The following is a 14,224-nucleotide window of genomic DNA, read 5'->3' as shown; positions in this document are numbered from 1 at the left end:
AATTCAAAAGTACTGATTATTTTCCTAAAACAAACACCGTTGGAATTTTATGAAGTTCCGGCTTTTGCTTTTGCCAGTCTTTTATGGTTTTAGTTTTGATGAACTCATGTTCGGGATCATTAATGTTTGCTGCGATACATAGCTTTGTATTGGGGGATAAAAATTTGATTAAATCTTCAAAAAGCTGGTTATTCCTGTAAGGTGTTTCCATGAAAATCTGTGAGTATCCTGTTTTTTGAACTGATGCTTCCAGGCTCTGGATCTGTTTTTTCTTTTCGCCCTTCTCAATCGGCAAATACCCGTTAAATGTAAATTCCTGGCCGTTGAAACCACTTGAAATTAATGCTAAAATAATGGAAGAAGGCCCTGAAATTGGGACAACACGAATGTTTTTTTCATGACACCATTTCACGATCAGGTTTCCGGGATCAGCAATACAAGGCAACCCTGCTTCGGAAAGCAAGCCAAAATCCTGGCCTTTCAAAATTAATTCCTGAGCTTCTTTGATATCATTATTTTCTGTGTATTTATCCAAAAGAAAAAGTTTCAAATCCGATTGCTTTTTTTCCGGAGCAAAAAATTTCACGACTTTTCTTGCCGTTTTTTCATTTTCTACAAAAAAATAATCAGTTTGCATTATGTATTCTTTTATCACAGGCGAAAAATGAGTGATAGAAGTGTTTTCTGAAAGGTATGCTGGAAGTAGGAAAAGCATTTTTATGAGTTATGAGTTAAAAGTCTTGAGTTATGAATTGCTGACTGTTGTTAATTGTTTTGCGATCATGTTGCAGCCTTTATCCAACAATTGGAAAACTTTTTCAAAATCGTCCATATCTCCCCAGTAAGGATCTGGAACCTCTGCATTTTCATGATCACCCAAAACTTGCAAAAACAAAGAAATTTTCTGACGTTGCTCTTCATTTTTAGCTTTGGAAATCACATCTTCATAAACATCAAGATCCATACAATAAATTTTATCAAAATTTTCAAGATCCACATTTGTAATGGGTCTTGACCTCTGTTTTGAAATATCAATCCCGTGATTGGCTGCGGTTTTTATTGCTCTTTTATCAGGATGCTCACCTTCATGCTGGGAAATTGTTCCCACCGAATCTACAAAAAAATCACCTGAAAGCTTTGTTTTCATAATTCCTTCTGCTAAAGGACTTCTGCATATATTTCCCAGGCAAACCATTAATATTTTCATATTTTTTTAAATTAAAATTAAAAGGTTTAATGATTAAAACATGTATTAATCAGCAAAACTAAACAAAAAATGAAGAATAAATTATTCTCCATTTTTATTATTTAAATTAATTAAATTATTTCTTACTGCTTGATTCTTTCCGTTAATTCCTTAACATACTTTTTCACTTCCTTATCAATCTTTGAAACATCTTTGATGGTTTCGCAGGCATACATTACCGTGGAGTGATCTTTACCGCCCATTTCTTCACCGATTTTAGTAAATGTGGAGTTTGTAAATTCTTTAGCAAAATACATAGCCAGCTGTCTTGGAAGAGCAATTTCTCTTTTTCTTGTCTTTGATAAAAGCTGCTCTCTTTTAATTCCGAAATAATCACACACAACCTCCTGAATATAAGGAATATTGATGATTTTTTTCTGGTTGGCTGCAATCTTGTTGATTGTTTCTTTTAACAATTCAAGGCTTAAATCTGATTTATAAATTGTTGAGTAAGCAATCACAGAATTGATGACCCCAATAAGCTCCCTTACGTTGGTTTTTGCCTCTGAAGCAAGGAAATCAAGCATATCCGGAGTCAAAACAATACCATCTCGGCTTAATTTATCAACGATAATCTGCTTACGTGTTTCATAATCCGGAGATTTGATTTCCGCAGAAAGTCCCCATTTGAAACGCGAAACGATCCTGTCCTGAATATCCATAATATCCGCCGGAGCCTTATCTGATGTAAGGATAATCTGTTTTCCGTTCTGATGCAAATAATCAAAAATATGGAAGAAACTGTCCTGTGTTGCAGATTTTCCTGAAAGGAACTGGATATCATCAATGATCAGTACATCCACCATCTGGTAGAAGTTCGCAAATTCTGTTTGTTTATGGGCTTTTGCTGAAGAAATAAACTGTTGGATAAATTTTTCAGAAGACAAATAAAGCACTACTTTATCCGGAAACTGACTCTTTACTTCAAGACCTACAGCCTGTCCCAAGTGGGTTTTCCCTACACCATAACCACCATACAAGAATAACGGGTTGAAAGCCGTTGCTCCCGGTCTTTTGGCGATTGATTTTGCAACTGTTGCCGCAAACTTATTACTCTCTCCTTCTACGTAATTATCGAAAGAAAAATCTGATTTTAAATTAGAATCAATATTTACTTTTTTGATTCCCGGAACTACAAATGGATTTACAATATTTGATGAAAAGCCTTGCGGCATTGTTTCCTGTATTTTCGGAGTGGGAACAGTCTTTCCCTTCATATTCATGGTAACAGGTTTTTCCTGGCCAACCGGCTTATTTTCCATTACAGAATACCATAATTTCACTCCTTTTCCTATATTTTTCTTCAGGGCAGCAGAAAGCAGGGACAAGTAATTATCCTCAATATACTCCTTGTAAAAATCACTCGGAACCATAAGCGTAAGGTTGTTATCAACCAAAGAAATTGGCTGAACCTTGTCAAATAGTAAATCAAACGATTTTTCAAGTTTTTTTAGATCAGAATTATCTTCAGCTGCGTTTAGATTATCGCGCATGAACTGAAGGCACTTCTGCCATATCATCATTAAATTTTCATCCATAATTTATGCCCCGATTAAATTCTTGGTTAGTATTTTTTTTTAGAAGGAAGACAAAGGTCCAAATTTTTTATTTTTAAAAAAAATTTTGGAGGTATTGATTATTTAAAAATATATTTGTATGTATAATCTAGTACAAAAAATGATACATACAACTCACTCATTACGAGTACGTTACGGAGAAACAGACCCCATGAAATACGTATACTACGGAAACTATGCAGAATATTTTGAAATTGGCAGGGTTGAGCTTTTCCGCAGCATCGGAATGTCATATAATGAGATTGAAAATCAAGGAATTTGGCTGCCTGTTTCGGAGTATAAAATTAAGTACATAAAGCCCGCTTTTTATGATGACAAACTGGAAATTCATACATATATCAAAAAAACTCCCGGGGTAAAAATTGAGTTTGAATATGAAATTTTCAATGAAGAAAATGTCAAAATCACAGAAGCTTCCACTACTCTTTTCTTCCTGGACGCAAAAACCAATAAAGTAATAAAATGTCCTGATAATCTGATGAAACTGATTGAAAAAAACTGGGTTTAAATTTAAAAATCAGGCACTTACACAAAAATTCTGTTTTTTTTTAACGACAGAAAAATTAAACATTGAACTTGCGAGCTATTTTTCTAGAATAACAAATTCTCATAAAGGATAAAAATTTCAACTAATTCATTTGCATATTAACAAATCATACCGTTTTGCTTTAAAAATGGTATGATTTGTTAATATGCTATTCATAGAATAGTTGTTTTTTGAAAATAAAATAAATTCATTAAAAAAGCCAAATTTATTTTTCACTTACAAGTGTGTAAAGAATTTTAACGAATTTTATTCATTGATAATCCATTTTTAGTTAAAAAATTCACATTAATTTTAGTTTAATGTTAAAAATAATATAAAATTACATACCACATTGCACAATATTTGTTGTAACTTTAAGGAAACTAACTGAGAATAAACCATTAACTATTAAATTTTTTAACATGAAAACTAAGATTTTTAGCGCTTTCTTAGCCCTTGTGGCTATCCCCATCGCTGCTCAAAGTGGATGGGTTGGGATTAATACTCCAAATCCACAGTCCAATCTCGATGTAAACGGTACAATGAAGATTAGACAAACTCCTGTAGCACCCTCTATTCCGGGATACCAACTATTGGTTTTAAACCAAAATATTGGTGGAGATTTTCAAGTGGGGCAAATGAACCCTCAGCTTATCGCTGATTACGTAATTTCACAGGTAAATACTACAAGCGGAATTACAGCATCTGTGTACGCAGCAAAAAAAACAGCCGGCCTCAGCTTGATCAATTTGGGTGTTTTACCGAACGGTTATAGACCTGTAAACTTTGTAGTAGCAGAAAGAACAGTAGGTACCAGCTTATTGTTTTCAGATACAGACCATACGTATACAGTTCCCACCAACGGTGTGTATGCAATAGGCTTTTCCTTCCGGTACGGAACAGGTTTGCAGGCAACAGTATTGTCAACTCCGGGTGTGGCAATTTTAAGAAACAGATCGGGAGTATCAACACTGATTGATAGCCGTAATTTTAGCGGTGCCAATTTGGGACTGCTCAGTTTGACGATTTCCGATGCAAGCATCAATAACTTATATCCGCTTCTGGCCGGAGATAAAATCTCTTTCGGGCTTACAGGCGCTTCGCTGCTTGATGCAAGTATATTAGGATCCAGTATTAGCTCGTTTTATATTTATAAAGTATCAAACTAAAGAATTTCTACATTTTAAAGTATTAAAATTAATCCATCATCATTGTGTGATGGATTAATTGCTTTTAAGTCTATATGAAACATTTGTTTATATTTGATCAAACAAAAAAATGCAATGATTTATCCTCTCATCATCATATTGATTCTACTTGTCATTATCTTTTTTAATCATCTGAACCGTAAAATTCAAAAATTAGAAAAGGAAATTTCAGAGCTTAACAGAAAGCTGGAAAATGAACAACATATTGAGATAAGAGAGGAAAATATCGTTCCTCCTGTTACTTTTGCCACTGAAAAAGAACAAAGCGTTCTTCCTCCTGAAGAGTCGAAAGCCCCTGAAAGAATACCGGATACAGCCGGAAACGACAGACTCAGTCCGGTTTTTGATTTTTTAAAGCAAAATGCACTGACGATTATCGGGATTTTTACCCTTGTGTTGGGAATAGGATATTTTGTAAAATATGCTATTGACAGAGACTGGATCGGAGAAACTTCAAGAGTCGGAATCGGGCTGCTGATCGGAGCGGGAATAATGGTGACCGGTCATTTCCTGAGGAAAAACTATACTGTCTTTTCATCAATTATTACGGGAGGCGGAATTGCTGTTTTGTATTTTACTACAACCATTGCCTTTCGTGAATATCACCTTTTTTCACAAACGGTTGCTTTCTCAGTTACCTGTTTGATTACATTGATTTCCATTGCTCTTGCTTATTATTATAAAAGCGAAACTTTAATTATTTTCTCTTTGTTTGGAGGCTTTCTTGCCCCGCTGATGATTAGTACGGGACAAAGCAACTACCCTTTTCTGCTTACTTATTTAACGGTTTTAAACATCGGAATGCTGGCTATCGTTTTCCTGAAAAACTGGAAAAGTGTGGGTTGGGTTGCCTTTATATTTACCAATATTTATCTTTTTTACTGGACTGTGGAAAAAACTGAGATTCTCACTGTCTATTTTTTCATTGTCACCTACATTATTTTCTACGCTTTTGCTTTACAGAACTATTTTAAGAAAGGAATTCTGGCTTCTTTCGACATTTTAATGTTGATTTTAATAAACTTCACCAGTATCATTGGGTTAGTTTATATTTTTAATGAATTAAAGTATGAAGCAGTAATTATTTTTCCTGTTGGTTTTGCTATCGTCAATTCATTTTTGCTGTATAGAGAATATTCCAGAAAGAATTTTGAGGTCAATTATTCCGTTTTTGCAGGAATTATTATGAGCCTTATCACTATTGCCTTTGCTTTACAGCTGAAAACACATCTTATTACGAGTGTTTGGGCTGTTGAGGCTACTTTGCTTTTATTCATCTGGAAAAAAACCAATCTTAATATTTTTAAAATAGGCTTCTATATTTTGTTTCCTTTGGTGATTATTGCCCAGATTATAACGTGGTCAGAGTATATAGATGCCGTGAATCTGGGTGTAGTTTTCAACCCGGTTTTCCTGACAAGCTCGGTGACGGTAGTTACTACTTTTGTCAATTTAATTTTATTAAAAAAACTGCCGGATACAGATAAAGAAAACACTAGCTTTTTTGAAAATGTCTTTGCTATTGCAAGTTACGGAGTGATTTATGTGGCGTTGCTGTTGGAGATCATCTATCATATTTCTGCAAAACCGTGGGTTATTATTTTCAGTATTTCACTGATTTACAGTTTGTTTTACATCTTCATTATTTTATTATTCAGGAAAAAGCTTGAGATTAATAAAATTCTTGAAACAGGACTTATCTATTTGTTTTTATTTTTAATAATCATCAATGCGGTTGTTTCCGGCTCTGGAATTGTTACTAATTTTTTATTGAAAAAAGTCCAGCTTACTTTTTACTTTATGCATTTGTCGTATTGGATTCCTTTTGTATATATTTTGTTTAAAATTCTTCCAAAATCACATTTTTTAACCCTTAAGTTCTCATATTGGCTTGTTTCTCTGGCAGTTATCACAGCCGTTAGCTCTGAATTCTATCATTTATATCTTTTGATCAATGCAGAAGGCGTTTGGGAAGTTCCTCAACTCGAAAAACACTTCAGAATCCTTTATCTGCCAATTATCTGGGCAGTTCTGGCAAGTATTCTTATTTATAAAGGGATGAAAAGCGGTAATACGGAATATCCAAAAATTGGATTTGTATTAATCGGGATAATGATCTTAAAACTTTATACTTATGACGTTTGGGAAATGGATAATGTATCGAGAATCATCGCTTTTATTATCCTGGGAATCATATTGTTATTAAGCTCCTTCTTATTCCAGAGATTAAAAAATATCATTAAGAATATGGTTGAGAACAAAGATGAAAATCCTGAAAGTGAGAAAATAAAATCATAATAAAAACAAATTATTCGTCATTATTATTAAATTATTATGAATTTTTGTTCATGATTTCTAAAAAATAGCTATATTTATCAAGTTTTTAACAGTCATTATTCCTAATATTATGAAAAAATTACTCTACTCTTTTTTATTATTATCTTCAGCTACATTATTTGCTCAGAAGAATTCTGCAACGAAATTTGCAATTTCCAATGATATTGTTGGTACAGTAGATATGTTTGCTCCTTATAAGGATGCGATTCAAAGTATGAATGTCTACAAAACACCGGCAAATCTTCCGGCAAACCTGAAAAAATACAGCTCTATTGCAGAAAACGGACTTACGGAAATCAAAATGAAAAAAGGCCAGGACAATATGGATAGGCTTCCTCTTTCTGACCTGAATATTCAGTACGGACTTCCAACCGAAACTCCTGTTCTTATCGATGGATACGAATTTTCTGACACAAAAACATTGGTATTCGGGAATATCCTTACAAATATGGAACTTGTAGACAGAGGTGGAAAAAAAGTAGTATCCATTACAACTAAAAAGTAATTTCTTAGATCATATTTAAATGAAAGGATACTCGTTTGAGTATCCTTTTTAGTATTTATTGTTCCATTTTTTCTTTAGTTCTTCATAAATTTTCTTCTCCGTTGCATTATTTCCGGGCTCATACAATTTTACATCTTTTATTTCGGTGGGAAGAAAATCCTGATCGACAAAATTTCCTTCAAAAGAATGGGCATATTTGTATTCTTTCCCGTAATTCAAATCTTTCATCAGCTTGGTAGGAGCATTTCGTAAATGTAACGGAACAGGAAGATTTCCAGTCTGCTTTACCAAAGCCATCGCCTCGTTAATGGCCATATAAGCCGAGTTACTTTTCGGGGAAACAGCCAGGTAAACAGCCGTTTCACTCAGGATAATCCTTGCTTCCGGATTTCCGATCACATTTACTGCCTGAAAACAATTATTAGCGATCACAAGAGCATTGGGGTTGGCCAATCCTACGTCTTCCGCAGCTAGAATCAACATTCTCCTTGCAATGAATTTAATGTCCTCACCTCCCGCAATCATCCTTGCCAGCCAATAAACTGCACCGTTCGGGTCACTTCCGCGCATGGATTTGATGAAAGCCGAGATAATATCATAATGCTGCTCACCATTTTTATCATAAAGCGCCATTGTTTCCTGTAAAACTTCAAGGACGTCTTTATTTTTAATTTCCTTTTTGCCGGAATTTATATATTGATTTAAAACCAGCTCCACAGAATTGATCAGTTTCCTTGCATCACCTCCTGAATATTGGATAAAAGCCTCTTTTTCAGCTATTTTAAAATCAGTTTTCTCATCCTGATTATATCTTTCAGAAGAAATATCTATTAATTCTTCCAGCTTTTCATAGCTCAAAGCCTTCAAAACATACACCTGACTTCTGGAAAGCAGCGCCGAAACGACCTCAAAACTAGGGTTTTCCGTTGTAGCTCCTATCAAAACAATCCAACCTTTTTCAACAGCATGAAGCAAAGAATCCTGCTGGGATTTGTTGAAACGGTGAATTTCATCAATAAACAAAATCGGTGATTTTCCAGAGAAAAGATTTTGTTTTTTTGCATCCTCAATCACATCACGTACATCCTTCACGCCTGAAGAAACCGCAGAAAGCTTATAAAATTTCCGCCCGGACTGTTCAGAAATGATTTCCGCCAGCGTTGTTTTCCCCGTTCCTGGAGGTCCCCAGAAAATAAGGGAATTCAATGTATTGGTTTCCAACATTTTCCTGATGGTTCCTTTTTCCCCCGTAAGATGTTCCTGCCCAAGAACATCATCCAATGTTTTGGGTCTTAATCTTTCTGCTAATGGAATATTTTGATTCAAGATTTTTTATTTTTTGTTTAATAAGCAAATGCTTAAAATTATTCACTCAAAGTTCGTGAGACTTTAAATTCATTTTTTTTAATTCACGATTATCCGGCAATAAATTTTAAATGAAAACAATTTACAATTCTGCTTCAGGTATTTTGCCAATGAAACTTCTAACAAATTTAAACTAATTTTAATTTTTTTACCCTATTTTTGTACCGTTTTGAAACTTACATTCAATAAAATCATTACTTTTCCTTTGGTAATTTTAATCAGATTTTACCAATGGTTTATCTCGCCTTTACTTCCCAAAAACTGTCGTTATGAACCTACCTGTTCACATTATATGGTGGAAGCATTGCGGGTTCACGGGATTTTTAAGGGATTTTGGCTGGGAGTGAAAAGAATTTCAAAATGTCACCCGTGGGGAGGAAGCGGCTATGATCCTGTTCCACCAAAAAAATAAAATCAAATTAATAAACTACTAAAAAAATAGAAATGAGTAATATTTTTTTCAGAATTTACCTCGTAGTATTTGCGTTCATTACCCAATGTCTTTTTGCGCAAAATTATCCTGACGGAATGTCTGACGGAACTTTAAAAGTGAACTCCACCGATGTTCCCGTAAAAATTTATTCCACCACAGAAATACAGGACCTGAACGAATTTCCGGATAAAAAAATCAACGAAAACGTTTTGGTAATTTTGAATGAATCCAATTTCGAACCTTCTTATTTTAATTACAGTGCGGCAACTTTAGCAAAATTTAAAGATGCAAAATATCAGCTTCTAGATAAAAATTTTAAGCTCATTGAAACTCCTGCCACCCAGGAAAATATTGAAAATTTCAAATATGCTGTAAAATCAAATAAGCCAATTACAGCAGCAGATAAGGTAGATTTAGAAACTCCCTTCAAAATCTGGGATCCTTCAAAAGGAATTGAATTAGGGCCAATTACGCTGCATTTCTATAGTTTAATGTTCATTTTTGCATTTGGTTTTGGATATATTTTAATGAATAAAATTTTCAAAATCGACAATGTTAACCATAAATATCTAGAGCCTCTTTTCACCTGGACTTTGATTGGGACAATTCTTGGAGCAAGAATGGGACACGTTATTTTCTATCAGCCGGAATTATTCAAGGAGGATTTTTGGAGCGTATTTTTACCGATAAGTACTAAAAATGGATTGAAATTTACAGGCTTTTCAGGACTTGCAAGCCATGGAGCTACCATCGCTTTGATTTTCACCACTTTATATTATTCATTTAAAATTATTAAGAAAAATCCGTTCTGGGTTTACGACAGATTGGGAATTGTAGTCTCTCTGGGTGGAGCTTTCGTAAGATTGGGGAACTTTTTCAATTCAGAAATCATCGGAAAACCGGTAGATCCCAACTCACCTTTTGCATTGCTTTTCCCGCAACAGAGCAGCGAATATGGAGTAACGATTCCGCGCTATCCATCGCAAATGTTTGAGGCAGTAGGCTATGTTTGCCTGTTTGTTTTGCTATGGATTTTGTATAGAAAAACAAACAAAAAATATCAGCAGGGATGGCTATTTGGGCTATTTTTCGTTATCCTTTGGGCAATCAGATTCTTTGTTGAATTCTTGAAAGAACCACAAGGCGATGAATTCATTCAGATTGGAGGATTAAATACAGGACAGGTTCTTTCTATCCCTTTCATGGTCGCAGGAGTTGTCATTATGATTATTTCCAAAAAATTCAAAATCACTCAGGCGGAGAATGAAAAACCTGAATAGTTTTTAACAGATACTAAACGGAATATTTTAACCGTAAAACATAAAAAAGGCAAATTTGTACACTTACAGATTTGCCTTTCTTTTTATATAAATTTCAAATGCATACCGCATTTAAGTTTATAACTTTTTCACGACCATGCTATTTAATTCTTCAAAAACTTTCCCAAATTCATTAATAACATCCGTTGGAAGCATAGATTCTTTAGAATATTTTTCAGAAGCAAATTCTGCAGCTTTTCCATGAAACCACACACCGAGGACAGCAGTCTCTTCTTCGGAATAATTTTGAGCTAAAAAAGAAGTAAGAATTCCCGTCAAAATATCCCCGCTCCCACCTTTTGCCAACCCGGAATTTCCGGTAATATTGTAAAAAACATTTCCTTCCGGTGTAATGACTTGTGTATGATGATCCTTTAAAACAATATAAATCTCAAGCTCATGTGCTTTTTTTCTGGCCAGTTCCAGCCTTTCAAATGAATCTCCAGTTTTTCCGAATAATCTTTCAAATTCTTTGGGATGAGGCGTTATAATTGACTTTTTAGGAATTAACTTTAAATTCTTTTGATCCTGAGAAATAATATTCAGAGCATCTGCATCTAAAACCAATGGTTTGGAATACTTTTTTAAAAATTGAAGAAAACTTTTCACTGTTTGAGCATTTGTACCTAAACCCGGTCCTATCCCACAAACTGCGTTTTCATCAACATCGAAATTGTCAATATAATCAGTTCCACCTTCAAGGAACATGGCTTCCGGACAGGAAGTTTGCAGAATTTCGTATCCACATTTCGGGGCAAGTGTAAAAGTAAGGCCGGCTCCGGTTTTCAGTGCGGATTTTGTGGATAGAACTGCAGCTCCTATTTTACCGTAGCTTCCACCTGCAAGAATCGCTTTTCCATATGTTCCTTTATGTGAAAAATCCCGTCTTGGCTTAAAAATATTTTTAATGACTTTATCATTAATCACGAAATTATTTGTTTCTGTCTCAGAGATATACTCTTCGTGTAAATTAATATTTAAAATTTCAACTTTTCCGGTATATTTTCCCGTTTCGGGATGAAGAAAACTCTTTTTCCAAAACTGGAAGCTTAATGTATAATCTGCCTTAAAAACAGTAGAATCCTCCGAAATTTCATCTGCAAATAATCCGGAAGGGATATCTACAGAAATCTTGGCATTGTTTTTAGAATTTAAAAAATCAATCAAATCCTTTAATTCTCCTTCTAATTTTCTGGACAGTCCTGTTCCTAAAAGAGCGTCAATAATAACCGTTCTGCTATCAAAACGATAAAGTTTAGCTTCTTTAAAGTCTTTAATTGATATTCCTGAAATCTCCTTAACATCTTTAAAGTTAACATTTGCATCCGTAGAAAATTTTGCTTTAGGATCAGTAAAAACATCCACATCAAAACCTTTTAGATAAAGCATTTTTGCAATCGCAAAACCATCCCCACCGTTGTTTCCCCGGCCGCAGAAAACTGCAAAGTTTCTGTGGTTTTTACAGTGCTCCGAAATCCAGTCAACACAGGCTTGTGCTGCTCTTTCCATTAATTGGATCGAAGAAACCGGCTCATGCAAAATAGTATATTGATCAGAATCCCGAATTTGTTCTGCTGTGAAAATTTTCATATATAAAGTTTGTTTTAATGTATAGTCTTCTATGGGCAATTTACAAAAGAAATATTAATTTCTTAAAATAAAAGACCTGTTTTGTTAAGGGTTTATAATAATCATATTTTATAATAATTCACTAATATTTAATCATAAAAATGGGAAAAATGTAATTTTTTTGTATCTTAAATTCCTATTTTTGTTTATAAATCAAACTAAAAAAATATAAATTATGGGATTAGTTAAAGAATTTAAAGAATTTGCCTTTAAAGGTAATGTCCTTGATCTGGCTGTCGGTGTGATCATTGGCGGGGCCTTCGGAAAAATTGTTTCATCTTTGGTGGAAGATGTGATCACTCCTTTACTGCTCAATCCTGCTTTAAAAGCGGCCGGTGCGGAAAACATCTCAAAACTATCGTGGCATGGAGTTACTTATGGAAATTTTCTTTCTGCTGTGATTAGTTTTTTCTGTATCGCAATTGTTCTTTTCTGGATCATTAAAGGTGCCAATAATATCATTAAAAAAGATAAAGCAGCTCCTGCAGGGCCCACTGAAGAGCAAAAATTATTAATGGAAATTCGAGATATACTTAAAAACAAAAGCCTATAAATGCAAACCACTTCAAATTGAAGTGGTTTTTTAATAAAACACCCATTCTAATTTTAAAAATTTGTTTTTTTATCTACATTTGCCTGCAAACAGATGAAAAAAGTATGGGGTTTTTAAAAGAGTTTAAAGATTTTGCTTTTAAGGGCAATGTGATTGATCTGGCAGTTGGAGTGATTATTGGCGGAGCTTTTGGGAAAATTATTTCGTCACTGGTTGCGGATGTTATTACTCCGTTATTGCTGACTCCGGCCTTAAAAGCAGCTGGGGCGGAAGATATTACAAAGCTTTCCTGGCATGGAGTTACTTATGGCAATTTCTTGTCATCAGTAATCAGTTTTTTCTGTATTGCCATAGTATTGTTCTGGATTATTAAGGGTGCAAATAAGATTTCTAAAAAACACGAACCAACCACCATTGAACCTACTGAAGACCAAAAATTATTAATGGAAATCAGAGATATTCTGAAAAATAAAAATAATTTATAAGACAAAAGCACCTCAAATTTGAAGTGCTTCTATAATATTATATTGAAATATAATTAATTTTTACTCTGTAATATGCTTGAAATCTGTTCAGCTAATGAAAGCCCGATTCTGTCCTGAGCTTCCAAAGTTGAGGCTCCTGTATGTGGTGTTAAAGAAATTTTCGAGTGGTTCAGAATCTCCTTTGACGGGGTTGGCTCATTGATAAAAACATCAAGGCCGGCAAATTTTACCTTTCCTGAATCCAAAGCTTCAATCAAGGCTGTTTCGTCAATTACGCCACCTCTTGAGCAGTTTACAATCGCAACGCCGTCTTTCATCATTTCAAATTCTTTTTTCCCAATCATGTATCCTTCTTTTTGAGCCGGGACATGAAGAGTAATAAAATCCGAATGCTTCAAAACATCCTGAAGAGGCTCTGTTTCTATATCTACATTGATAAACTGATTGTTGTAAAACGTTACTTTAATGCTTGCTTTTCCAACATTATTATCAGCTGCAATCACCCTCATACCAAGACCTAAGGCTATTTTTGCAACCTCCTGCCCAATTCTTCCCATCCCAACAATACCGATGGTTTTTCCTTTCAACTCAATCCCTGCTGCATAAGCTTTTTTAAGATTTGCAAATTCCGTATCACCAATTACTGGCATTTTTCTATTTGAATCCTGCAAAAATCTGGCACCCGAAAATAAATGCGCAAAAACCAGCTCAGCAACCGATTCCGAAGAAGCAGAAGGCGTATTGATGACATGGATTCCCTTTTCCCTGGCATAGTCCACATCAATATTATCCATTCCTACTCCACCTCTACCAATGATTTCCAAAGACGGACAGTTATCAATAATATCTTTTCTCACCTGTGTGGCACTGCGTACCAAAAGTGTACGGATTTTGTGCTCATTAATGTAATTTATCAATAACTCCTGCGGAACTTTTGTAGTAATTACTTCAAAACCTTTCTCCGTCAAGGCATTAATGCCGGATTGATCCAGGCCATCGTTTGCTAAAACTTTCATACATCCTTTATTTAAAAAATTAAGA

At 34.5% G+C, this 14,224-nt stretch carries 14 protein-coding genes; 8 read left to right on the top strand and 6 right to left on the bottom strand.

The features are described from left to right. Nucleotides 1–16 precede the first annotated feature (16 nt). The 3 genes from ATE47_RS05060 to dnaA form a co-directional block, all read right to left on the bottom strand. On the bottom strand, nucleotides 17–715 hold the full coding sequence (locus tag ATE47_RS05060) for an SAM-dependent methyltransferase (protein WP_062160935.1): 699 nt from the start codon (nucleotides 713–715) through the stop codon (nucleotides 17–19). A 30-nt stretch (nucleotides 716–745) separates the two neighbouring features. Then, nucleotides 746–1,207, bottom strand: a complete 462-nt coding sequence (locus tag ATE47_RS05055; RefSeq protein ID WP_062160934.1) for a low molecular weight protein-tyrosine-phosphatase — start codon at nucleotides 1,205–1,207, stop codon at nucleotides 746–748. Between the two features lie 122 nt (nucleotides 1,208–1,329). Next, nucleotides 1,330–2,784 (bottom strand): chromosomal replication initiator protein DnaA, encoded by a 1,455-nt coding sequence (dnaA, locus tag ATE47_RS05050; protein WP_062160933.1) that lies wholly within the window; start codon nucleotides 2,782–2,784, stop codon nucleotides 1,330–1,332. 139 nt (nucleotides 2,785–2,923) lie between these two features. On the opposite strand from dnaA, the gene ATE47_RS05045 reads away from it, so the two are divergent. The 4 genes from ATE47_RS05045 (at nucleotide 2,924) to ATE47_RS05030 (ending at nucleotide 7,399) form a co-directional block, all read left to right on the top strand. Continuing rightward, complete coding sequence (locus ATE47_RS05045; protein WP_062160932.1) at nucleotides 2,924–3,331, top strand: acyl-CoA thioesterase; 408 nt, start codon at nucleotides 2,924–2,926, stop codon at nucleotides 3,329–3,331. A gap of 440 nt (nucleotides 3,332–3,771) precedes the next feature. Then, nucleotides 3,772–4,518 (top strand): hypothetical protein, encoded by a 747-nt coding sequence (locus ATE47_RS05040; RefSeq protein ID WP_062160931.1) that lies wholly within the window; start codon nucleotides 3,772–3,774, stop codon nucleotides 4,516–4,518. 114 nt (nucleotides 4,519–4,632) lie between these two features. Beyond that, on the top strand, nucleotides 4,633–6,855 hold the full coding sequence (locus ATE47_RS05035; protein ID WP_062160930.1) for a DUF2339 domain-containing protein: 2,223 nt from the start codon (nucleotides 4,633–4,635) through the stop codon (nucleotides 6,853–6,855). A gap of 109 nt (nucleotides 6,856–6,964) precedes the next feature. Beyond that, on the top strand, nucleotides 6,965–7,399 hold the full coding sequence (locus ATE47_RS05030; RefSeq protein ID WP_062160929.1) for a hypothetical protein: 435 nt from the start codon (nucleotides 6,965–6,967) through the stop codon (nucleotides 7,397–7,399). Between the two features lie 48 nt (nucleotides 7,400–7,447). Here the strand turns inward: ATE47_RS05030 and ATE47_RS05025 are convergent, their stop codons facing one another. Next, nucleotides 7,448–8,725 carry a replication-associated recombination protein A gene (locus ATE47_RS05025; RefSeq protein WP_062160928.1) on the bottom strand — a complete coding sequence of 426 codons (1,278 nt, stop codon included), beginning with the start codon at nucleotides 8,723–8,725 and terminating at the stop codon, nucleotides 7,448–7,450. A gap of 208 nt (nucleotides 8,726–8,933) precedes the next feature. Here ATE47_RS05025 and yidD point away from each other — a divergent pair, with 208 nt between their 5' ends. Then, a complete protein-coding gene (yidD, locus tag ATE47_RS05020) occupies nucleotides 8,934–9,176 on the top strand; it encodes a membrane protein insertion efficiency factor YidD (protein ID WP_062160927.1) in 243 nt (80 codons plus the stop codon). A gap of 452 nt (nucleotides 9,177–9,628) precedes the next feature. Beyond that, the gene (lgt, locus tag ATE47_RS05015; protein ID WP_062163454.1) at nucleotides 9,629–10,477 is read left to right on the top strand and encodes a prolipoprotein diacylglyceryl transferase; all 849 of its coding nucleotides are present in this window, start codon (nucleotides 9,629–9,631) and stop codon (nucleotides 10,475–10,477) included. A 117-nt stretch (nucleotides 10,478–10,594) separates the two neighbouring features. Here the strand turns inward: lgt and ATE47_RS05010 are convergent, their stop codons facing one another. After that, the gene (locus tag ATE47_RS05010) at nucleotides 10,595–12,106 is read right to left on the bottom strand and encodes a bifunctional ADP-dependent NAD(P)H-hydrate dehydratase/NAD(P)H-hydrate epimerase (protein WP_062160926.1); all 1,512 of its coding nucleotides are present in this window, start codon (nucleotides 12,104–12,106) and stop codon (nucleotides 10,595–10,597) included. 214 nt (nucleotides 12,107–12,320) lie between these two features. Here ATE47_RS05010 and mscL (ATE47_RS05005) point away from each other — a divergent pair, with 214 nt between their 5' ends. Beyond that, complete coding sequence (gene mscL / locus ATE47_RS05005) at nucleotides 12,321–12,698, top strand: large conductance mechanosensitive channel protein MscL (protein WP_062160925.1); 378 nt, start codon at nucleotides 12,321–12,323, stop codon at nucleotides 12,696–12,698. Nucleotides 12,699–12,802: 104 nt separating this feature from the next. Further along, nucleotides 12,803–13,183, top strand: a complete 381-nt coding sequence (gene mscL / locus ATE47_RS05000) for a large conductance mechanosensitive channel protein MscL (RefSeq protein WP_062160924.1) — start codon at nucleotides 12,803–12,805, stop codon at nucleotides 13,181–13,183. Between the two features lie 53 nt (nucleotides 13,184–13,236). On the opposite strand, the gene ATE47_RS04995 is transcribed toward mscL (ATE47_RS05000), so the two are convergent. Further along, nucleotides 13,237–14,199 carry a D-2-hydroxyacid dehydrogenase gene (locus ATE47_RS04995; protein ID WP_062160923.1) on the bottom strand — a complete coding sequence of 321 codons (963 nt, stop codon included), beginning with the start codon at nucleotides 14,197–14,199 and terminating at the stop codon, nucleotides 13,237–13,239. Nucleotides 14,200–14,224 lie beyond the last annotated feature (25 nt).

This window comes from Chryseobacterium sp. IHB B 17019, from assembly GCF_001456155.1.
Classification (GTDB): domain Bacteria; phylum Bacteroidota; class Bacteroidia; order Flavobacteriales; family Weeksellaceae; genus Chryseobacterium.
This window is presented reverse-complemented; position numbering and strand designations above follow the sequence as displayed.

Bases quoted from the DNA above. Each gene is read 5' to 3' on its own strand.
- ATE47_RS05055 (WP_062160934.1), bottom strand. From the start codon at position 1,207: ATGAAAATATTAATGGTTTGCCTGGGAAATATATGCAGAAGTCCTTTA.
- mscL (WP_062160925.1), top strand. From the start codon at position 12,321: ATGGGATTAGTTAAAGAATTTAAAGAATTTGCCTTTAAAGGTAATGTC.
- ATE47_RS05030 (WP_062160929.1), top strand. From the start codon at position 6,965: ATGAAAAAATTACTCTACTCTTTTTTATTATTATCTTCAGCTACATTA.
- ATE47_RS04995 (WP_062160923.1), bottom strand. From the start codon at position 14,199: ATGAAAGTTTTAGCAAACGATGGCCTGGATCAATCCGGCATTAATGCC.
- ATE47_RS05010 (WP_062160926.1), bottom strand. From the start codon at position 12,106: ATGAAAATTTTCACAGCAGAACAAATTCGGGATTCTGATCAATATACT.
- ATE47_RS05060 (WP_062160935.1), bottom strand. From the start codon at position 715: ATGCTTTTCCTACTTCCAGCATACCTTTCAGAAAACACTTCTATCACT.
- ATE47_RS05045 (WP_062160932.1), top strand. From the start codon at position 2,924: ATGATACATACAACTCACTCATTACGAGTACGTTACGGAGAAACAGAC.
- mscL (WP_062160924.1), top strand. From the start codon at position 12,803: ATGGGGTTTTTAAAAGAGTTTAAAGATTTTGCTTTTAAGGGCAATGTG.
- ATE47_RS05035 (WP_062160930.1), top strand. From the start codon at position 4,633: ATGATTTATCCTCTCATCATCATATTGATTCTACTTGTCATTATCTTT.
- dnaA (WP_062160933.1), bottom strand. From the start codon at position 2,784: ATGGATGAAAATTTAATGATGATATGGCAGAAGTGCCTTCAGTTCATG.
- ATE47_RS05040 (WP_062160931.1), top strand. From the start codon at position 3,772: ATGAAAACTAAGATTTTTAGCGCTTTCTTAGCCCTTGTGGCTATCCCC.